This is a genomic window from Streptomyces pratensis (assembly GCF_016804005.1).
In the GTDB taxonomy this organism is placed as follows: domain Bacteria; phylum Actinomycetota; class Actinomycetes; order Streptomycetales; family Streptomycetaceae; genus Streptomyces; species Streptomyces pratensis_A.
Map to the genome: position 1 here is coordinate 3,014,908 of NZ_CP051486.1, position 19,932 is coordinate 3,034,839.

Consider the following 19,932-nt stretch of genomic DNA (forward strand, 5'->3'; position numbering starts at 1 on the left):
GGCGCGTACCGTGATGCGGCACGAAGATCCTCTTCCCGGGGACGGGCGGGGGAGCGACCGACCGACGACAGGACCGCGCACGTGAAGATCCTGGTCAGCGCCGACATGGAGGGCGCCACCGGAGTGACCTGGCCGGCCGATGTGCTGCCCGGTACCCCGCAGTGGGAGAGGTGCCGTTCGTTCTTCACCTCCGACGTGAACGCCGCCGCACTCGGCTTCTACGACGGGGGCGCCGACGAGGTGCTCGTCAACGAGGCCCACTGGAGCATGCGCAATCTGCTCCTGGAGCGGCTCGACGAGCGCGTCCAGATGCTCACCGGCAAGCACAAGTCCCTCTCCATGGTGGAGGGCATCCAGCACGGCGACGTCGACGCCGTGGCGTTCGTCGGCTACCACACGGGCGCCGGCACGGAGGGCGTGCTCGCCCACACCTACCTCGCCAACTCCATCACCGGGGTCTGGCTGAACGGGGTCCGTGCCAGCGAGGGCCTGCTGAACGCCCATGTCGCCGCGGAGTACGGAGTCCCGGTCATCCTGGTCACCGGCGACGACCTGACCTGCGAGGACGCCCGCGGCTACGCCCCAGGGGCGCGCACGGTCGCGGTGAAGGACTACGTCTCGCGTTACGCGGCCGTGTGCCGCACCCCCACCCGTACGGCCGCCGACATCAGGGCGGCCGCCGCCGGGGCGACCGAGCTCGCCGTACGCCACGAACCCGTGACGAGCGGCTCGTACACGGTGGAGCTGGAGTTCGACGCCGAGCACCTGGCGGCCGCGGCGACCGTGGTTCCGGGCGTGGCGCCGAGCGGCGAGCGGCGCGTCGCCTATACCAGCGGGACGATGTACGAAGGCATTCGCACGTTCAAGGCGGTGACGACGATCGTGTCGGCCGCCGTGGAGGAACAATATGGCTGAGGAGAGCATGCCCGGCGGGCCGGCCGACGAGCGGGCACTCGACGAATCGGTGACGTTCACCTCCGAGCTGATCCGGATCGACACGACCAACCGCGGCGACGGCACCTGCCGGGAACGCCCGGCCGCAGAGTACGTCGCCGAGCGGCTGGCCGGCGCGGGCCTGGAGCCCGCCCTCCTGGAGCGCACGCCGGGCCGGACGAACGTGGTCGCCCGGATCGAGGGCACCGACCCGTCAGCCGACGCCCTCCTCGTGCACGGCCATCTCGACGTGGTGCCCGCCGTGGCGGCCGACTGGACCGTGCACCCCTTCTCCGGGGAGGTGCGCGACGGCGTCGTGTGGGGACGCGGCGCCATCGACATGAAGAACATGGACGCGATGGTCCTGGCCGTCGTCCGGGCCTGGGCGCGCGCGGGTGTGCGCCCGCGCCGCGACATCGTCATCGCCTACACGGCCGACGAGGAGGCCAGCGCGCGGGACGGCGCCGGTTTTCTCGCCGACCGGCACCCCGAGCTCTTCGAGGGCTGTACGGAGGGCATCAGCGAGTCCGGGGCCTTCACCTTCCACGCCGGGCCCGGCATGGCGCTCTACCCGGTCGCCGCGGGCGAACGCGGGACGGGCTGGCTGAAGCTGACCGCCGAGGGCAAGGCCGGCCACGGCTCCAAGGTCAACAAGGCCAACGCCGTCAGCAGGCTCGCCGCCGCCGTCGCCCGGATCGGCTCGTACGAATGGCCGGTACGGCTGACCCCGACAGTGCGGGCCGCGCTCACGGAGATCGCCGCGCTGCACCACATCCGCGTCGACCTCGACGCCCCCGGATTCGACGTGGACGAGCTCCTCGGCAAGCTCGGCCCGGCCGCCGCCCTGGTCGAGCCGACCGTCCGCAACAGCAGCAACCCGACGATGCTGGACGCCGGTTACAAGGTCAACGTGATCCCCGGCCACGCCACCGCCCGCATCGACGGCCGCATGGTGCCCGGCGGCGAGGACGAGTTCCGCGAGACCCTGGACCGGCTGACCGGCCCTGGCGTCGACTGGGAGTTCGACCACCGCGAGGTCGCCCTCGAAGCCCCCGTCGACTCACCGACGTACGCGAAGATGCGTGCGGCCATCGAGCTGTTCGACCCGGACTCGCACGTCGTCCCCTACTGCATGTCGGGTGGGACGGACGCCAAGCAGTTCTCCCGACTCGGCATCACCGGCTACGGCTTCTCCCCGCTGAAGCTGCCCGTCGGCTTCGACTACCAGGCGCTGTTCCACGGTGTCGACGAGCGGGTCCCGGTCGACGCCCTGCACTTCGGCGTCAGGGTCCTGGACCACTTCCTGCGCACGGCCTGACCACCCGCACACCGGATGAACCGCACTGTCCGACCGAAGAGGGGGGAACCGACCATGGTGTCCACAGCGGCGTACGGCACGTGGCCGTCACCGATCGACGCGGAGCTGACCGCCTCGCACGACGGCCGGCCGGAGTTCGTCGGAACCGTCGGCGACGAGGTGTGGTGGACGGAGCCACGTCCGGCCGAGGGGGGCCGCCGCGCCCTCGTACGCCGCCGGGCCGACGGCAGCACCCGGTCCGTGCTCCCCGAACCGTGGAACCCCCGCAGCCGCGTCATCGAGTACGGCGGCGTGCCGTGGGCAGGCGCCGCACGCGGCGAGGGCGGGCCCCTGGTCGTCTTCGTCCACTTCCCCGACCAGCGGCTCTACGCCTACGCGCCGGACGCGCCCGGTGAACCGTGGCCGCTCACCCCCGTGTCGGACGTCGGCGGCGGACTGCGTTGGGTGGAACCGCAGTTGCACCTCGACCGCGCCGAGGTGTGGTGCGTGCTCGAGGAGTTCACCGGTGAGTCGGCCACCGACGTCCGGAGGGTGATCGCCGCCGTGCCGCTCGACGGTTCGGCCGCCGGCGATCGCGGCGCCGTACGTGAACTCACGGACGACCGGAACCGGTTCGTCACCGGTCCCCGGCTGTCGCACGACGGCCGCCGGGCCGCCTGGATCGCCTGGGACCACCCGCAGATGCCGTGGGACGGCACCGTCGTGAAGATGGCCGACATCACCGCCGACGGCACCTTCACCGGGGTCCGGCCACTGGTCGGCGACATCGACGAGTCCGTCGTCCAGGTGGAGTGGGACCGGGACGGCTCTCTGCTCTTCGTGTCCGACGTCGGGGGCTGGTGGGAGCTCCAGCGGATCAGGCCCGACGCCGTCGCCGACGCCGTCGTACCCAGCAGCCGCCTCTGCTCCGTGCGGAGCGAGGAGTTCGGCGGGCCGCTGTGGAAGATCGGGCTGCGCTGGTTCCAGCTCCTGGACAACGGGCTGATCGCCGTCATCCACGGCCGGGGCACCACCGCGCTCGGTGTGCTCGACCCGGAGACCGGCGAACTCGTCGACGCCGTGGGCCCCTGGACCGCGTGGGCCGAGACGCTCGCCGTGCAGGACACCAGGGTCATCGGAATCGCGGCGAGCCCTCACACGTCGTACGAGGTGGTGGAGCTGGACACGGCCACGGGGCACACCCGGACCATCGGCGCGCCCCACAAGGACGCCGTCGATCCCGCCTACCACCCCGAGCCCGTGATCCGCACCTTCACCGGGCCTGCCGGCCGTGAGATCCACGCCCACGTGTACCCGCCGCGCCACCCCGAGCGCACGGGGCCCGACGGCGAGCTGCCGCCCTACGTCATCTGGGCGCACGGCGGCCCGACCGGCCGTTCCCCGCTCGTGCTGGACCTGGAGATCGCCTACTTCACCTCCCGGGGCATCGGCGTCGCCGAGGTCGACTACGGAGGCTCGACCGGCTACGGCCGCGCCTACCGCGAACGGCTCCGCGAACAGTGGGGTGTCGTCGACGTGGAGGACTGCGCGGCCGTCGCACTCGGTCTGGCCGAGGAGGGGTCGGCCGACCGTGCCCGGCTGGCGATCAGGGGCGGAAGCGCCGGGGGCTGGACCGCCGCAGCCTCCCTCACGCAGACCGACGTGTACGCCTGCGGCGCGATCAGTTACCCGATCCTCGACCTGGAGGGCTGGGCGACCGGTGAGACGCACGACTTCGAATCGCAGTACCTGGAATCGCTCGTGGGTCCGTACGCCGAGGTGCCCGAGCGCTACCGGGAGCGCTCGCCCGTCAACCACACCCGAGGACTCACCGCACCGTTCCTGCTGCTCCAGGGGCTGGACGACCCGATCTGCCCGCCCGTCCAGTGCGAGCGGTTCCTCGCCGCGACCGAGGGGCGCGGGATCCCTCACGCCTACCTCACCTTCGAGGGCGAGGGCCACGGTTTCCGCCGCGCCGGCACCGTGCGGCGTGCACTGGAGGCCGAACTCTCCCTCTACGCGCAGACGTTCGGCATCGAGCGCCCCGACGTACCCCGGCTGGAGCTGGAGAAGTGACCCTGGAGCCCCTCGTCCGCCCGGCCCGGCTGCGGCCCGGGGCCAGGGTCGCGGTCGTCGCACCCAGCGGCCCCGTGCCCGTCGAACGGTTGGAGCGCGGCCTCGAGTTGCTGCGCGGCTGGGGCCTCGACCCCGTCGTCGCGCCCCACGCGCTGGACACGCATCCGGAGCTCGACCACCTCGCCGGTACGGACGAGAACCGTGCCCGGGACCTCCAGGAGGCCTGGTGCGACCCGTCCGTGGACGCCGTGCTGTGCGCGAGGGGAGGTTACGGCGCGCATCGCATGGTCGACCTCCTGGACTGGCCCGCGATGCGGGCGGCCGGGCCCAAGGTGTTTGTCGGCTACAGCGACATCACCGTGCTGCACGAAGCGTTCGCCCTGCGCGCCGGGTTCTCGACCCTGCACGGTCCGATGGTGGCCACCGAAGTCTTCCTGAAGGACGCGGCGACTCAACAGGCCCTGCGCTCGACCTTGTTCGAACCGGAATCGGTGCAGACCCTGGGTCTGGACGCGGCCGCCGCTTTGGTCCCGGGTACGGCCCGAGGGATCACCTTCGGAGGTTGTGCCAGTCTGCTCGCCGCCGACGCCGGAACCTCGCGCGCCCGTACCTCCGCCCGGGGCGGCCTGCTGGTGCTGGAGGACACGGGGGAGGAGCCGTACCGACTGGACGGAATCCTCACCCGGCTGCTGCGCATCGGCGCCCTCGACGGGACGGCCGGCGTGGTGTGCGGCTCGTGGGAGGCCTGCGGGCCGTACGAAGGGGTGAGGGCCGTGCTCGCCGACCGGCTTGGCGGCCTGGGGATACCGGTGGTCGAGGAGCTGGGGTTCGGGCACGGCCCCTCGGCGCTCACCGTGCCGCTCGGCGTTCCCGCGGTGCTTGACGCGCCGTCGGACGGGGGCCGGTGCACGCTCACCGTGCAGGTGCCCGCGCTGGTCTGAGTCCGGGACTGCGGGCGCCGGACCGGGCGCCGGACCGGGCGCCGGGAGGGCCGGCGTGGGGCGGATTGCCTCGGAATGCTCGGCTCCCGTACGTTGACATCGGTATGACCTGTGTCACAGCATGGGCCGGGCCCGGTACTTACCGGTCGGTAATGTGCCCTCGGTGTGGAGGTCCATGTGTCGCGTGCTGTGCCCAGATCCCGCCGTCCACTCACCATGCTCGCCGGGGCGGCGCTTCTCGCCCCGCTCGCGCTGACCGGTGCCCCTCCGGCGTCCGCGGCCGACGGGTACACCGTCACTCCGCTGGAGTTCACCGTGGAGGCGGGTGACCGGTCCTGCACCGTGGACGCCGACCTCTACCGCCCTGCCGGTGTCGACGCGCAGCACCCGGCCCCGGCCGTCCTCGCCACCAACGGCTTCGGGGGCAGCAAGTCCGACGGCTCCACCGACGTCATCGGCAAGGCCTTCGCCGAGCGCGGCTACGTGGGTCTCGTCTACTCGGGCCTGGGTTTCGGTGAGTCGGGCTGCCTCATCACACTCGACGATCCCGCGATCGACGGTGAGGCGGCCTCCGGGCTCGTCGACTTCCTGGCCGGTACGCGCGCCGCGGACGACGGCACCAAGGCCGACTTCGTCACCTCGGACGCGCCCGGGGACCCGGTGGTCGGCATGATCGGCGGTTCGTACGGCGGGGCCGTCCAGCTGGCGACCGCCTCCGCCGACCGCCGTGTCGACGCGCTCGTCCCGCTGATCACGTGGAACGACCTGGCCTACTCGCTCGCGCCCAACGCCGCCGGAGCGGCACGGGGTGTCTCCTCCGAGACGCCCGGCGTCTTCAAGTGGCAGTGGACCAACGGCTTCTACCTGATGGGCGAGGCCCAGCCCCTGCTGGTCCCGAGCCTGGACCCGTCGCGCTTCGGCGGCCTCGGCTGCCTGCACTTCGCCGCGCAGGCGTGCGACACCATCCGCCTCCTGAACTCCGGCCGCTATCCGGCCGCCGCGACGAAGGAGATGCTGACGTACGCGCGGAGCGTGTCGCCAGCCTCCTACCTGTCCGGTGTCACCGCGCCCACGCTGCTCGTCCAGGGCCAGGCAGACAGCCTGTTCAACCTCAACGAGGCCACCGCCACCTACCGGGCGCTCGAGGCCCAGGGCACGCCGACGAAGATGATCTGGCAGGCCTGGGGCCACAGCGGTGGCTCGGTGCCCGGTGAACTCGACCTCGGCACGGGCAATCTGGAGACCAGCTACGTCGGGCAGCGCATCCTCGCCTGGTTCGACCGCTACCTCCTTCACGACGAAGGCGCCGCCATGGGGCCCGAGTTCGCCTACTACCGCGACTGGGCGAGCGGATACGGCACCGCGGACGCGGTGCCCGGCCTGTCCCGCTCGATGTACCTCTCCGGCGACGGCGCACTGGTGGACAGCCGCTCCGATGTCACCCGCGGGAGCCGCCGGTACACCAACTGGCTCCTGCCGAGCAGCCATTCCGAGAGTTCCCTGGCCGGACTGATCGGGCTGACCGACCCGGCGCCGTACGACACCAAGGGCACCTACCTCGGCTGGACCAGCGCCCCGCTGGCCGCGCCGGTCGACGTCGTCGGCGCGCCGAGGGCCACGCTGAAGGTCGTCTCCCCGAAGACGGAACGGGTGCAGAACAGCGGCGACGCCGCGGACAAGCTCGTGCTGTTCGCCAAGGTCTACGACGTGGCGCCCGACGGGACGCAGGAGCTGGTGAACCGCCTGGTCGCCCCGGTGCGCGTCCCCGACGTCACCCGCCCCTTCACCGTCGAGCTGCCCGGCGTCGTGCACCGGTACGGGACGGGGCACCGGCTGCGGTTCGTGATCGCCGCGAGCGACACGGCGTACTTCGGCAACCGGGGCGTCAAACCGGTCACCGTGGTCAGCGCTCCGCAGGACACCGGCGTCCTGGAACTCCCCGTGGTCGGCTGACCGTCACCCGTACGGCCCTGCTCCACCGCTCCCCGGAGCCGGGACGGAGTCATCCTGAGGGCCGGGGACCGCCGTTCCCGGCCCCGGACCCCAGGACCAGCGAAAGGGCCGCTCATGAGCCCCAAGGACGTATCCAGCGGGAGCGCGGGCGCGTTCAGCCCCGCCCGTATCGCCGTCACTCTCCTGGCGGTACTGACGATCGTCTTCATCTGTGTGAACACCGCCGAGGTCACCATCCGGGTGATCATCCCCAAGGTCACCATGCCTCTCTGGGCCGCGCTGCTGGGGGTCTTCGTGGCAGGCGCGCTCTGCGGGGCCTATCTGTTCCGCAGGCGGGCCGCTCGATAGGGCGGGGCCGCCCGTCGCCGGGCCGTGGTGCGGCAGCCTGAACGGTGTCGCCGGGGGTACGCGCGTCTCATCACGCGCCACGGGCGCACCGGACGACGGAGGGAAACGAACGTGCGAACTGTCGGTGTCGAGGAGGAGCTCCTGCTCGTGGACGCGGAGAGCGGCGACCCTCGTGCACTGTCGACGGCGGTGCTGGCCCTGGCCGAACGCCGTGCCGGGGGTGACTCCGTGTTCGAGTCCGAACTGCACGACCAGCAGATGGAGTTCGCCACCGAGCCGTGCGGCGCGATGGGGGACCTGGCGGAGGAGATCCGTCGCTGGCGGGCGGAGGCGTCGCACAGCGCCGCCGAGGCGGGTGCCGCGGTGGCGGCCCTGGCGACCTCCCCGCTGCCGGTCAGCCCCTCCATCGGGGAGGACGAGCGGTACCGGTGGCTGGCTGAACGGTTCGGTCTGACCGCGCAGGAGCAGCTGACCTGCGGCTGTCACGTGCACGTGTCGGTGGAATCGGACGAGGAGGGCGTCGCCGTACTGGACCGGGTGCGGCCATGGCTCCCCGTCCTGCTGGCGCTGAGCGCGAACTCCCCCTTCTGGCAGGGCCGGGACACCTCGTACGACAGCTACCGGAGCAGGGTGTGGGGCCGCTGGCCGTCGGCAGGTCCGGTGGACCTGTTCGGCTCGGCGGACCGCTACCACGAGCAGGTACGGGCGCTGGTCGGCACGGGGGTCCTGCGCGACAAGGGGATGATCTACTTCGACGCGCGGCTCTCGCACCGCTACCCCACGGTGGAGTTCAGGGTGGCGGACGTGTGCCTGGACCCGGCGGACACGGTGCTGCTGGCCACGCTCGCGCGCGGCCTCGTGGAGACGTCGGCGCGCGCCTGGCGGGCCGGTGACCCGCCGGACCCGGTGCCGGTGAGTGTGCTGCGCATGGCCGCCTGGCAGGCCGCGCGCTCGGGTGTGGAGGGCCGGCTGCTCCACCCCCTCACCATGCGCCCCGAGCCGGCCGCGGACGTCGCCCACGCCCTTCTCGGCCACGTGGGCGACGCCCTGGAGGACAGCGGGGACCTGGCGTCGGCGGACGGGGCGCTGCGGGCGGTGCTGAGGCGGGGGAGCGGCGCACGGGCCCAGCGGGACCTGCTCGCGGGCTCGGACAGCCTCCGGACCGTCGTCACCGAGTGCGCGGCCAGGACGCGCGGCTGACCGTGGTGACGGCCCGGGGCCCGACGGCTCGCGACCCCGACGGTCCGCGACCCCGGCGCCCCGAGGCGCCGAGGTCGCGAGGGCGCCGGTCGCGGCGGTCACCCGCCGCGGTGCCGGTGCCCGTCGGCCTGTGCGTCGACCTCCCTGGCCAGCCGTCCCAGCATGGCGCGGTGCCTGATCTGGAGCACCGCGTCGAGGGCCACGTTGTGGAGAGTGCCCCCGAGCCCCCGCAGAGGGTGCTCGGAGAGCAGCACAAGCGTCTCGTCGCCCCAGGGGCGGATGTCGAAAGCGATGCGCGCGGTCCCCAGGAGCCCGCTGTAGGCCTCCAGTTCGAGGACTCGCGGCCGTTCCAGTCGCCGTACGACGGTGTGGCCCTGGTACTCCTTCGGGCCGAGACGCAGGGTGTACCCGATGGAGGAGCCGACATCCGGCCACCGCCCTTTCAGGGGGTGGGACTCCTGCGTCCCCACGACCCATTTCCCGTACTCGTCCGGTTGCTCCAGGACAGCCCACAGGGCCGAGGGCGGATGGTGGATCAGCTGGTGGCGAATGGCCATGAACGCCTCCACGCACGGACATCTGGCGGGTGGGAACGGTGGCGGGATCTACAGCCATGCTATGCGCGGCACGGTCGCGGCCGCACGTCGGAGCGAGACCGGGGGACTTCGGAGTCTTCACCCGAACGGCCCAACGGCCCGACCCCTAACGACCCACGGCCGCCCGCAGGCGGGTCAGCGTGTTCCGGCGCTCCCGGCGGCCCGTTTTCCGTCGCACGTCACGTCCACCGTGCGACCCGACGCGGGGTAGAACGAAAAGAGGACATGTCGACATGCCCATCCGGACTGACGAGGAGAGGGCGCATGCGTGCACTGACCTGGCAAGGACGGCGGGACGTCCGTGTGGAGACGGTCCCGGACCCCGTCGTCCACGATCCGACGGACATCATCGTCCGGGTCACATCGAGCGGTATCTGCGGGTCGGACCTGCATCTGTACGAGGTGCTCGGCCCTTACCTCGAACCCGGCGACATCCTGGGACACGAACCCATGGGCATCGTGGAGGAGACCGGTCCGGAGGTGACCGCCCTCAGCCCCGGTGACCGTGTGGTGGTCCCGTTCAACGTCTCGTGCGGCGACTGCTTCATGTGCGATCAGGGACTCCAGTCGCAGTGCGAGACCACCCAGGTCCGGGAGTACGGCAGCGGAGCCGCGCTGTTCGGCTACACCAAGCTCTACGGGCAGGTACCCGGCGGACAGGCCGAGCTGCTGCGCGTCCCCTTCGGGAACACCCTGCCGGTCAAGGTCCCGGAGGGCCCGCCGGACGACCGGTTCGTCTTCCTGTCCGACGTCCTTCCGACTGCCTGGCAGGCGGTCGAGTACGCGGACGTGCCCCCCGGCGGCAGCCTGACGGTCCTGGGGCTCGGCCCGATCGGGGACATGGCCGCCCGGATCGCCCTGCATCGCGGTGCCGGGCTGGTCATCGGTGTGGACCTGGTCTCCGACCGTCTTCAGCGGGCCGCCGCGCGGGGTGTCCGGACCCTGGACCTGCGGGAGTACGGCAAGAACCTGCCGGACGCGGTGCGCGACCTCACCGACGGGCGCGGAACCGACGCGGTCGTCGACGCGGTCGGCATGGAGGCGCACGGGGCGCCCGTGGCCAGGGCGGGGCAATGGGCGGTGGGCATGCTGCCGGACCCCGCGGCGCGCGTACTCATGGAGCGCGCGGGCGTCGACCGCCTCAGCGCCCTGCTCACCGCCATCGACCTGGTACGCCGGGGCGGCACCGTGTCAGTCTCCGGCGTCTACGGCGGTGCAGTGGACCCGCTGCCGCTGCTCAGGATGTTCGACAAGCAGATACAGCTGCGGATGGGGCAGGCCAACGTCAGGAACTGGGTGCCGGCCATCCTGCCGCTCCTCGTCGACGAGGATCCGCTCGGCGTGGACGGCTTCGCCACCCACCACCTGCCGCTCGCCGACGGGCCGAAGGCGTACGAGACCTTCCAGAAGAAGGCGGACGGCATGGTGAAGACGCTGCTCATGCCGTGACACCCCCGTATCCGGCCGGGCGGTGGGGCCGGTGCGCGGCCGGAAGCCGAGTGTGCCCGTGAGCCGCGGTCGGCGCGCTGCTCACCGGCCTGGTCGTCGACGCCCTCACCGGACCGGACGGGCCGGACCGGTGATCATCTGGGTGAACGGCGCCGTCGGCAGCGGCAGGACGACGCTCGTCGCGGAGCTGCGCCGGCGGATGCCGGATTCCCTGGTCTACGACCCCGAGCAGACCGGATTCGTCCTGCGGGGCGTCGTGGAGGTGCCGACCGGCGACTTCCAGGACCTGCCCCTGTGGCGAAGCCAGGTCGCGGGCATGGCGATCGGCCTCGTGCGGGAGTACGGCCGCCCCGTCCTGGTCCCGATGACACTGGTCGACCCACGGTACGCGGAGGAGATCTTCGGGGCTCTGGAGGCCGCCGGAGTGACGGCCCGTCACTTCTTCCTGGCCGTGACCGCGAGCGAGCTGGAGGCCCGGCTCGACGCACGGGTCCTCCGCCCCGACGACTCCGAACGGGACGAGAGCGCCCGAGCCTGGTGCAAGGCCCAGGTGCCCGGTGCGTCGCAGCCGCCGGCGAGCTCAGGGGCGGGGCCGTTCTGCTCGACGGGGAGCTGCCCACGCCTGAACTCGCCGACCGCGTCATGGCGATGCTCGGCTGAACGCCGTCAGGCGGGCACGTTCCGGTCGACGTACTCGAAGACCGAACCGTCCGGGTGCAGGGCGATCAGATTACGGCCGGCCGGGGTGGGCACAGGGCCCGCGACGACCTTCGCGCCCACCCGCGTCAGCGCCGCGTGTGCCTCGTCGACGTCCTTGACCGCGATCGTCGCCGACACCTTGCGCAGCACCTCCAGCTCCGCCTCGGGGCCACTCATCAGCAGGAAGCAGCCGATCGCGGCCACCGAGACCCCGCCGCGCTCGAAGCGCAGTGCCGGAGTGCCGGTCAGGCCCTCGTAGAAGGCCACCGAGGCCTCCAGGTCGTCGACGCAGATACGCAGCGTGGTTCCCAGGATCTCCATGCCCACGAGGGTAGTTGCCGACCCGGCCGGATGTGATCCGTTCCTTGCCCCGCCACCGGGTCACGCCCGGCAGAGCACCTCGCCGTGCGGCACCATGAACCACGCGTCGGGCTCCTCGCCCCATGTGCGCCACGCGTCGGCGATAGTGGTCAGCTGTGCGGCACTCGCGTGACCGCCGCCCACGGCCAGCTCCGCGTACACCGACGCGGTCGTGCGATCGGCCCACAGGCCGCTCCACCAGGCGCGGTTCTCCGGGGTGGCGAAGCACCAGGCCGCGGCCGTCGGGGTGATGTCGGTGAAGCCTGCCTGGCGGGCCCAGGACAGCAGGCGGCGGCCGGCGTCGGGCTCGCCGCCGTTCGTGCGGGCCACACGGTCGTACAGCTCCTGCCACTCCCGCATTCCCGGCACCTCCGGATACCAGGTCATGGCCGCGTAGTCGCTGTCACGGGCCGCGACGACGCCGCCGGGGCGGCAGACGCGCCGCATCTCGCGCAGCGCCTGCACCGGATCACCCACGTGCTGGAGGACCTGATGGGCGTGGACCACGTCGAAGGAGTCGTCGGGGAAGTCCAGGGAGTGGACGTCCGCGGTGGTGAACTCCACGTTGTCCACGCCTCGTCCGGCGGCGGCCTCCGCCGCGCTGTCCAGCACGTCGCGGTTCGCGTCCACCGCGGTCACGCGGCCGGGCGCCACCAGTGCGGCGATGTCCGCGGTGATGGTGCCCGGTCCGCATCCCACGTCCAGAACCGCCTGGCCCGGGCGGAGTTCGGCGATCAGGTAGGCCGCCGAGTTCTCGGCCGTCCGCCATTTGTGCGAGCGCAGTACGGATTCGTGGTGACCGTGTGTGTAGACGGCTGTTTCCTTCGGCATGGCCGTACGTCCTCTCTCGGACCTCAGTCGCAGGCGATGGAGTCACGGTACGCCGCGATGTCGGATTCTGAGATGGGCGTCTCACGATGTGAGTATAGCTACACGGGCATCGGGCAGTACACCGTCAGCGCCTCAGGAAGCTTGTCGATCATCAAGTCCGTTCCGGAGTGCGCGACTTCGCCGTCGTAGGCGTACGGAGTGCCCGGCGTGAGCCCGGCGAGCCGCACCTTGCGGCGCCGTACGGCCGCGTGCACGGGTGACCGGGACAGCGGGCCGGCGACCGCCGCCGCGAGCAGCCGGAGGCCGGGGGTGCGTCCGCCGTGCACCACGCGCACGTCCAGCAGGCCGTCCGCCAGGTTGTGGCGGCGGCCGGGGGCGGGCCCCACCCGCCGGAACAGGCCGTTGCCCACGAAGAGCAGCCACAACGGACGCTGCTCCCCCTGGAGTTCGGCGGTGAGTGGGCGCGAGCCGCGCAGTGCCTCGAAGGCCGCGAGCACCCCCGCCGGCCAGCCGCCGATCCTGGGCGCCCAGTGCTCCCGGGTCCGTACGAGCTCCGGATACACGCCCAGGCTGAAGGCGTTGAGGAAGTAGCCGTGCGCCCCGCCCGGACCCTGCGGTCCTGGGCGGAAGCGGCCCAGGTCGACCCGGACGGCGTCGCCCGAGGTGAGCGCCGTCACGGTGTCGTGCACGGTCTCGATGCCGAGGTCGTACGCGAAGTGGTTGAGGGTCCCGCCGGGGAACACGGCGAGCGGCACACCGTGGGTCGCCGCGACCGCCGCAGCCATGTTGACGGTCCCGTCGCCCCCGCAGACGCCCAGGGCCTTGCCCTGGCGCGCCGCCTTCTCCAGGCAGCCCGGCAGGTCGGAGGGCGCGCACTCCACCGTCTCGGCGAGCGGCAGCACGTCACGGATCACGGCCGCCGCGTTGGTCGCGGAGCCGGACTCCCGGTTGACGACCACGACCAGGTCCTGCCCGGCGGGCAGTGCCGGAGCCTGTGCGGGAGGTCTGCCGGGTGCGGGAAGCTGTCCACGGGTCGGTACCACGCCCCGCAGTGCGAACGCCGCCCCTATGCCCAGTGCGGCACCGGCCAGTACATCGCTCGGGTAGTGGACTCCGGTGTAGACGCGGGAGGCGGCGACGGCCGCCGCCACCGGGGCGACGATCGCGCCCCAGCCCTTCGACTCCAGGGCCACGCCGGTGGCGAAGGCCGCCGCGGACGCCGCGTGCCCCGACGGGAAGGACGTGGTGAACGGCTGGCGCTTCAGCTGCCTCATCACCGGAACTATGTCCAGTATCGGGCGCTCCCTGCGGACCGCCTGCTTGCCCACGGTGTTGATCGCGGCGGAGGCGACGGCCAGCGAGGCCACGCCGCGCAGGGCGGCCCTGCGGGACCGCGCGCTGGATCCCAGCACCGCAATGCCCGCGGCGGCCCCGAACCACAGCAGCCCGTGGTTGGCGCTGCGGCTCAGCCGGGGCAGGACGGCATCGGCGCCGGGCCAGTGTCTCTGGGCCACGCGCTGGAACGCGGCGAGATCCCGCTGGTGGAACCGGGCACGCCAGTGGCCTGGGGAGGGCGGACTGCTCGTTGTCGACATGGGACAGCGAATACCCTGCGACCGGGCGGTGAACCAGGAGGCGCGCACGGGGAGCTCCGAGGTTTCCCGGTCGAATCAGCCGGAATGAGGGGAATCGCCCTCGTCCTGCCCGTTCCGCCGGGCCGAGGACGTTGCCCGGACAAGATTCCTGCCGCTAGCCTGCGTTCGTGATTCCGGTCATTGACCGGAGTGCCGAACGAGATTGGCGGACGATCATGGGGCGACTCGTCCCTGCGGTGACCAGGGCGCTGGATGTTCTCGAACTCTTCCTCCAGGGAGAGGGGACCCTTTCCGCCCCCGAGGTCACCCGCAGGCTCCAACTGCCGCGGACCACCGTCCACGAGCTGCTCACCACGCTCGCCGCGCGGTCCTACCTGGTCACGGTCCCGGAACAGCCGGGCCGCTACCGGCTCGGCGTGCGCACGTACCAGCTCGGCAGCCGCTACGCCGAGCAGCTCGACCTCGCCGCCGAGGGACAGCAGGTGGCCCGTGAGGTCGCCGAGACCTGCGGCGAGACCGTCCACGTCGCGATCCTGGAGGACACCGAGGTCATCTACATCGCCAAGGTGGACTCCACGCACGCCGTCCGCATGGTCTCCGCGGCCGGCCGCAAGCTGCCCGCGCACTGCACCTCCGTGGGCAAGCTGCTGCTCGCCGCGCTCCCGGAGGCCGAGCTCGACGCCCGCCTCGACGGGCGCGAACTCATCGCCATGACCGACAACAGCCTCACCGACGCCACGGAACTGCGGGCCGCCCTCGCCGTCGTCCGCAAGCGGGGCATAGCGGTGGAGCACCGGGAGTCGAACCCGGACGTGAGCTGTGTGGCGGCGCCCGTCAGGGACAGATCCGGACGTGTCGTCGCCGCGCTCTCCATCTCCGTGCCGATGATCCGCTGGAGCGAGGAGCGCGAGGCGGAACTCGCGCAGCTCGCGGCAGGCGGGGCCGACGCGCTGTCCGGCCGGCTCGGACACCACCGGCCCCAGATATGAGGCCGTCCCCGGAGGTGGCCGTGCGCGAGCAGGCCGAGCTGGGTGAGGGGCCCACCTGGGACCAGGCGGCTGGGCGGCTGATCTGGGTCGACATCCTCTCCTCCCGCGTCCACACCTACGACCCGTCGACGGGCCGCCGTACGGTCATGGCCACCGGTCAGCACGTCGGCGCGGCGAAGCCGCGGGCGGGAGGCGGCCTCGTGGTCGTCCTGCGGGACGGGGCGGGGCTGTACGACGCCGACGGTGCCTTCTCGTGGCTGGTCCACGATCCCGTCCCGGGGCGGAGGGGCAACGACGCCGCCGTGGCGCCGGACGGCGCGCTCTGGGCGGGCACCATGCGCTACGACGAGGCCGAGGGCGGCGGCTCCCTCTCGCGGATCGCACCGGACGGCACGGTGAGCCGCGTCCTGGACACGGTGACGGTCAGCAACGGCACCGGATGGAGCCCGGACGGCCGGCTCATGTACTACACCGACACCCCCACACGGCGCATCGACGTCTTCGACGTGGAGGGGGAGCGCGTCCTGGGCCGGCGCCCCTTCGCCACCGTCGAGCAGGGCTCCGGGTGGCCCGACGGGCTGACGGTCGACGCCGAGGGCTGCGTGTGGGTCGCCCTCTGGGACGGCGCGGCGATCCGGCGCTACACCCCCGACGGCCGGCTGGACCGGGTCGTGGCCCTTCCGGTCCTGCGGCCCACGGCCTGCGCTTTCGGCGGTCCCGGCCTGCGCGACCTGTACGTGTCCACCGCCCGGACGGGCCTGGACGCACCGCACCCGCTGTCGGGTTCCCTGCTGGTGCTGCCGGACGCGGGGCAGGGGCTGCCGGGTACACCGTTCGCCGGCTGAGCGTCCACGGTCCGAAGAGCGTATTTCCGCCTCCTTCCGGAACCGGCGCGCGGGCGGACCCCGGGGAACCTCCGTATAAAGGGGCCTGAGGGTCACGCAGGCGGAGGGAGGCCCCGGGATGCACTGGAGCGAGCGCGAGCCGCCCCGCCCCCTCGGGGAGGACCACGGCCCCGTCCGGTACGGGCCGCCCGCCCCGGACCCCGGTCTCCCCGTGCTGCCGGAACTCGCCGGCGTGCTGGCCGCTTCCGCCGCGCGGCCCCGTCCCGAGCCACCCGGTGGCGGAACGATCCTGCGGGAGGCGGCCCGCGCCTACTGGGAGCGGCGGGGCCTGCACGGCGGGCCCGAGGACATCGCCGCGGCCCCGGGAGCCCAGCCGCTGCTGCTCGCCCTGATCGCCGCGCACGGCGGCGACGTGCTCATGCCCCGGCCCTGCCCCGCCGCCTGGATGCCGCAGGCGCGGCTGCTGGGCCGGCCCGCCTACCACGTGCCGACGCCCGCCGAGTGCGGCGGCATCCCCGACCCGTACGCCCTGCTGGAGACGGTGCGCAGGGTGCGCGCCGAGGGCGGCAGGCCCCGGCTGCTCCTGATCTCCGTGGCCGACGACCCGACCGCGACGCTCGCACCACCGGAGCTGGTCCGCGAGGCGTGCGAGGCCGCGGTCTCCGAGGGGCTCCACATCGTCAGTGACGAGACCTGGCGCGACACCCTGCACCGGCCCCACGACACCGTCCTGCTCAGCCCCGCGGAGATGTGCCCCGACGACGTGACGGTCCTGTCGGACCTGGCCGGGGCCCTCACGCCGTCCGCCTGGCCGGTCGCCGTGGCACGCTTCCCGGCCACCGCCCGCGCCGCCACGCGCCGTGCCCGGGTCCTGGACATCCTCACCGCGCTCGGCGCCGTCGTCGCGGAACCCGTGGCGGGAGCCGCCGCCCACGCGCTGGGCGAACCCGAGGCCGTGCGGACCAGGGTCCGGCAGGCGGCACACCTCCAGGCCCACATCGCCCCCGCCGCACACCGCGCGGTGCTCACCGTCGGCGCCCTCGCCAGACCGCCGCAGGCCGGCCGCCATCTCTACGCCGATCTGGGACCACTGCGCACCCGCCTCGCGGCCCGGGGGGTCACGGACTCGATGGAGCTGGAGGACTACCTGACGAAACGTCTCGGCACCCCGGCCCCCGGCGGTCACCGGTTCGGGGACGAACTGGGAGCGCTGAGGGTGCGACTGAGCACCGGTCCGCTGCTCGGCGCAACCCCGGAGCAGCAGATGGAGTCCCTCACTGCGGTGGAGCCCTTGAAATTGCCCCATGTCGCCCGAGCACTGAGCATTTTCGCAGCAGCCCTCGATGAACTCCGATGACAGGAGCCTCTCGATGACGGAACAGACCGAGCGTCCGTTCGCCGGACCCGGCCGCGCGCCCACAGGCCGTCCCGTCGCAGCTCCGCGCCGCCTGGGCGAGCTCCGCACCTGGCCCCGCAGCTTCGCCGACCGGCTCACCGCGCCGCTCCCGGGTGTCAGGGGCATGACTCGTCTGGCCAGGGAACGCGCCATGCGGCCCAACACCGAGGGACTCCGGGGCATCCACAGGCTGCCGTACGCCCCCGAGCCGCTGCCCGCCGCCGGCCAGGACACGACGGCCGTCACCTGGGCCGGACACGCCAGCTGGGTCGTCCGCATCGGCGGGCTCACCGTCCTGACCGACCCGGTCTGGTCACGGCGCATCCTGGGCACCCCGGCCAGGATCACCCCGGTCGGCGTCCGCTGGGAGGAACTGCCGGCCGTCGACGCGGTCCTGATCAGTCACAACCACTACGACCACCTCGACGCCCCCACGCTCCGCAGGCTCCCGAGGGACACCCCGCTCCTCGTCCCCGCCGGCCTCGGCCGGTGGTGCCGGCGCCGGCGGTTCACCTGCGTCACCGAGCTCGACTGGTGGGAATCGGTGGAGATCGGTGGTGTCCGGTTCGACTTCGTGCCCTCCCACCACTGGTCCAAGCGCACCCTCCTCGACACCTGCCGGTCCCTGTGGGGCGGCTGGGTGATCGGTGACGAGGCGGGCCACCGGATGTACTTCGCCGGGGACACCGGGTACGGCCACTGGTTCAAGGAGATCGGCCGCCGCTATCCCGGACTCGACCTGGCCATGCTCCCGATCGGGGCGTACGAACCGCGGTGGTGGCTCTCCGACGTGCACACCGACCCCGAAGAGGCCGTGCAGGCGTACACGGACCTCGGAGCCCGCGCGATGGCCCCCATGCACTGGGCGACGTTCCTGCTGTCCGCCGAACCGGTGCTCGAACCACTGACCCGGCTCCGCACGGCCTGGCAGCAAGCGGGATTCCCTCGCGCCGACCTCTGGGACCTGCCCGTCGGCGGCTCACGCCTCCTGGAAGCCTGAGCGTGTCCGGCCGGCGCGCCACCGGCTTCTCAGCCGGCCATGCGGGCCCGCAGCCGCCGCCAGAGCGCCGGCGTCCCACTGATCAGCAGCGTCAGCACGACCGCGGCGAGCACGCCCTCCCACGGTTCGGGAAACAGCGAACCGCCCAGGATCCCGATCAGCTGGTACGTCGCCGCCCAGGCCAGACACGCCGGGACATCGCCTCGGGCGAACTGCCGCAGCGGCATCCGGCCCAGCAGACACGCCAGCATCACGGGTATCCGCCCGGCCGGCACCAGCCGGGACAGCACCAGCACCATCGTGTCGTGGTCGTCCAGCTTCCGCTGCGCCTGCGCGAGCCGCTCCGGAGCGGCCCTGCTGGTGATCGCCTCCAGCCACTTCGAACCGTGCTCCGAGCGGACCCCACGCTGCCCCAGCCAGAACAGGCATATGTCCCCGAGGAACGCCGCACCCGACGCCACTGCGAACACCACGAGCAGGGCGAACGGTGACGTCTGGTGCAGCGTCACGACGGCCGCCGTACTCACCAGCGCCCCCGTCGGGATCACCGGCACCAGCGACCCCAACGCCACCAGCAGGAACAACGACGGGTAGCCGACGGCCTGCTGCGTCGACTCCGTCGGCAGCTGCCGCAGCACTTCATCAATCACCTACGGGCCTCCGGCCTCACATGCTCGCCGTGCCCCAGCCGGTGCACCGCCACTTCCGGTGCCACCCGCGCCGCCTGCCGCACGAACTCGTCGCCCGGCGCATGGAACTCGTGCGGCCGGATGCCGTCCATCCCGATCGGCCAGTACGTGCCGTAGTGCACCGGCACCGCGGATTGCGGCTTCAGTATGGTCAGGACCTGCGCCGCGCGGGCCGCGTCCAGGTGATGGTGGCCCAGATTGGGCCCCCAGCCCCCGACCGGCAGCAGCGCAACCTCCACCGGCCCCACCGCGTCGGCCATGTCGTCGAACAGCCCGGTGTCCCCGGCGAAATAGGTGCGGGCCTCACCCTCGACGACGTACCCGAGGGCCGGCGTCCGGTGCGGCCCGACCGGGAGCCGGCGGCCGTCGTGCAGGGCCGGAACCGCGCGGACCAGGACCTCACCGACCCGCACCACGTCCCCGGGGCCCACCTCGGCGATCCGCAGCCCGCGCGCCCGGCGCAGCAACCGGAGCCCCGGGACGGCCCCGACGGCGCCCCGGGGCACGATCAGCAGGCTGCCGGGGGCGAGGCGGGCGAGGGAGGGGAGATGCAGATGGTCGGAGTGCAGGTGGGAGATCAGGACGGCGTCGGCGACCGCGGCCTCCGGCGGCGGCACGTCACCCCGGCGGCGGCGCAGATGCGCGAAGCGTCGCGCGAACAGCGGGTCGGTCAGCAACCGGACCCCGGTGTCCTCGATCGTGCAGGTGGCGTGACCCCACCAGGTGACCTCCACC

Annotated in this window: 18 protein-coding genes and 1 pseudogene; 13 read left to right on the forward strand and 6 right to left on the reverse strand. The window is 72.7% G+C overall.

Annotation, left to right across the window (positions count from 1 at the left end; all coding sequences use genetic code 11):
• Positions 1-81: 81 nt before the first annotated feature.
• The 7 genes from HED23_RS12875 to HED23_RS12905 all read left to right on the forward strand — a co-directional run bounded on the left by HED23_RS12875 (position 82) and on the right by HED23_RS12905 (position 8,748).
• Positions 82-915, forward strand: a complete 834-nt coding sequence (locus HED23_RS12875; RefSeq protein ID WP_203183549.1) for a M55 family metallopeptidase — start codon at positions 82-84, stop codon at positions 913-915.
• Positions 908-2,251, forward strand: coding sequence for a M20/M25/M40 family metallo-hydrolase (locus tag HED23_RS12880; RefSeq protein ID WP_203183550.1), 1,344 nt, complete (start codon positions 908-910; stop codon positions 2,249-2,251). The genes HED23_RS12875 and HED23_RS12880 overlap by 8 nt, the downstream gene beginning before the upstream one ends.
• A 54-nt stretch (positions 2,252-2,305) precedes the next feature.
• A complete protein-coding gene (locus HED23_RS12885; RefSeq protein ID WP_203183551.1) occupies positions 2,306-4,306 on the forward strand; it encodes a prolyl oligopeptidase family serine peptidase in 2,001 nt (666 codons plus the stop codon).
• Positions 4,303-5,247: a S66 peptidase family protein gene (locus HED23_RS12890; RefSeq protein WP_203183552.1), complete on the forward strand. Its 945-nt coding sequence runs from the start codon at positions 4,303-4,305 to the stop codon at positions 5,245-5,247. The genes HED23_RS12885 and HED23_RS12890 overlap by 4 nt, the downstream gene beginning before the upstream one ends.
• A 216-nt stretch (positions 5,248-5,463) precedes the next feature.
• Positions 5,464-7,200, forward strand: coding sequence for a CocE/NonD family hydrolase (locus HED23_RS12895; RefSeq protein WP_203187459.1), 1,737 nt, complete (start codon positions 5,464-5,466; stop codon positions 7,198-7,200).
• 114 nt (positions 7,201-7,314) lie between these two features.
• Positions 7,315-7,548, forward strand: a complete 234-nt coding sequence (locus tag HED23_RS12900; RefSeq protein ID WP_203183553.1) for a LapA family protein — start codon at positions 7,315-7,317, stop codon at positions 7,546-7,548.
• A 111-nt stretch (positions 7,549-7,659) separates the two neighbouring features.
• Positions 7,660-8,748, forward strand: coding sequence for a glutamate--cysteine ligase (locus tag HED23_RS12905; protein ID WP_203183554.1), 1,089 nt, complete (start codon positions 7,660-7,662; stop codon positions 8,746-8,748).
• A gap of 98 nt (positions 8,749-8,846) precedes the next feature.
• Here the strand turns inward: HED23_RS12905 and HED23_RS12910 are convergent, their stop codons facing one another.
• Positions 8,847-9,305: an SRPBCC family protein gene (locus tag HED23_RS12910; RefSeq protein ID WP_203183555.1), complete on the reverse strand. Its 459-nt coding sequence runs from the start codon at positions 9,303-9,305 to the stop codon at positions 8,847-8,849.
• A 303-nt stretch (positions 9,306-9,608) separates the two neighbouring features.
• On the opposite strand from HED23_RS12910, the gene HED23_RS12915 reads away from it, so the two are divergent.
• Both HED23_RS12915 and HED23_RS12920 read left to right on the forward strand, forming a co-directional pair.
• A complete protein-coding gene (locus HED23_RS12915; RefSeq protein WP_203183556.1) occupies positions 9,609-10,793 on the forward strand; it encodes an alcohol dehydrogenase catalytic domain-containing protein in 1,185 nt (394 codons plus the stop codon).
• A 130-nt stretch (positions 10,794-10,923) separates the two neighbouring features.
• Positions 10,924-11,453, forward strand: a pseudogene (locus HED23_RS12920) (AAA family ATPase).
• Positions 11,454-11,459: 6 nt separating this feature from the next.
• Here HED23_RS12920 and HED23_RS12925 read toward each other — a convergent pair.
• From HED23_RS12925 to HED23_RS12935, 3 genes are all read right to left on the reverse strand, one after another.
• Entirely contained in the window at positions 11,460-11,813 is a 354-nt protein-coding gene (locus HED23_RS12925) for a VOC family protein (RefSeq protein ID WP_203183557.1), read from the reverse strand.
• Positions 11,814-11,873: 60 nt separating this feature from the next.
• Positions 11,874-12,683, reverse strand: a complete 810-nt coding sequence (locus HED23_RS12930; RefSeq protein WP_203183558.1) for a methyltransferase domain-containing protein — start codon at positions 12,681-12,683, stop codon at positions 11,874-11,876.
• 98 nt (positions 12,684-12,781) lie between these two features.
• Positions 12,782-14,278 (reverse strand): bifunctional phosphatase PAP2/diacylglycerol kinase family protein, encoded by a 1,497-nt coding sequence (locus tag HED23_RS12935; protein ID WP_203183559.1) that lies wholly within the window; start codon positions 14,276-14,278, stop codon positions 12,782-12,784.
• Positions 14,279-14,493: 215 nt separating this feature from the next.
• On the opposite strand from HED23_RS12935, the gene HED23_RS12940 reads away from it, so the two are divergent.
• The 4 genes from HED23_RS12940 (at position 14,494) to HED23_RS12955 (ending at position 18,508) form a co-directional block, all read left to right on the forward strand.
• Positions 14,494-15,267 (forward strand): IclR family transcriptional regulator, encoded by a 774-nt coding sequence (locus HED23_RS12940; protein ID WP_203183560.1) that lies wholly within the window; start codon positions 14,494-14,496, stop codon positions 15,265-15,267.
• Positions 15,264-16,112, forward strand: coding sequence for an SMP-30/gluconolactonase/LRE family protein (locus HED23_RS12945; RefSeq protein ID WP_203183561.1), 849 nt, complete (start codon positions 15,264-15,266; stop codon positions 16,110-16,112). The genes HED23_RS12940 and HED23_RS12945 overlap by 4 nt, the downstream gene beginning before the upstream one ends.
• A gap of 118 nt (positions 16,113-16,230) precedes the next feature.
• The gene (locus HED23_RS12950) at positions 16,231-17,469 is read left to right on the forward strand and encodes an aminotransferase class I/II-fold pyridoxal phosphate-dependent enzyme (RefSeq protein WP_203183562.1); all 1,239 of its coding nucleotides are present in this window, start codon (positions 16,231-16,233) and stop codon (positions 17,467-17,469) included.
• Between the two features lie 13 nt (positions 17,470-17,482).
• Complete coding sequence (locus tag HED23_RS12955) at positions 17,483-18,508, forward strand: MBL fold metallo-hydrolase (RefSeq protein WP_203183563.1); 1,026 nt, start codon at positions 17,483-17,485, stop codon at positions 18,506-18,508.
• 29 nt (positions 18,509-18,537) lie between these two features.
• Here the strand turns inward: HED23_RS12955 and HED23_RS12960 are convergent, their stop codons facing one another.
• Together HED23_RS12960 and HED23_RS12965 are read right to left on the reverse strand one after the other, a co-directional pair.
• Positions 18,538-19,158: a DedA family protein gene (locus HED23_RS12960; protein ID WP_203183564.1), complete on the reverse strand. Its 621-nt coding sequence runs from the start codon at positions 19,156-19,158 to the stop codon at positions 18,538-18,540.
• Complete coding sequence (locus HED23_RS12965; protein ID WP_203183565.1) at positions 19,155-19,931, reverse strand: MBL fold metallo-hydrolase; 777 nt, start codon at positions 19,929-19,931, stop codon at positions 19,155-19,157. Before HED23_RS12965 ends, HED23_RS12960 begins: the two co-directional genes overlap by 4 nt.
• Between the last annotated feature and the right edge of the window lies 1 nt (position 19,932).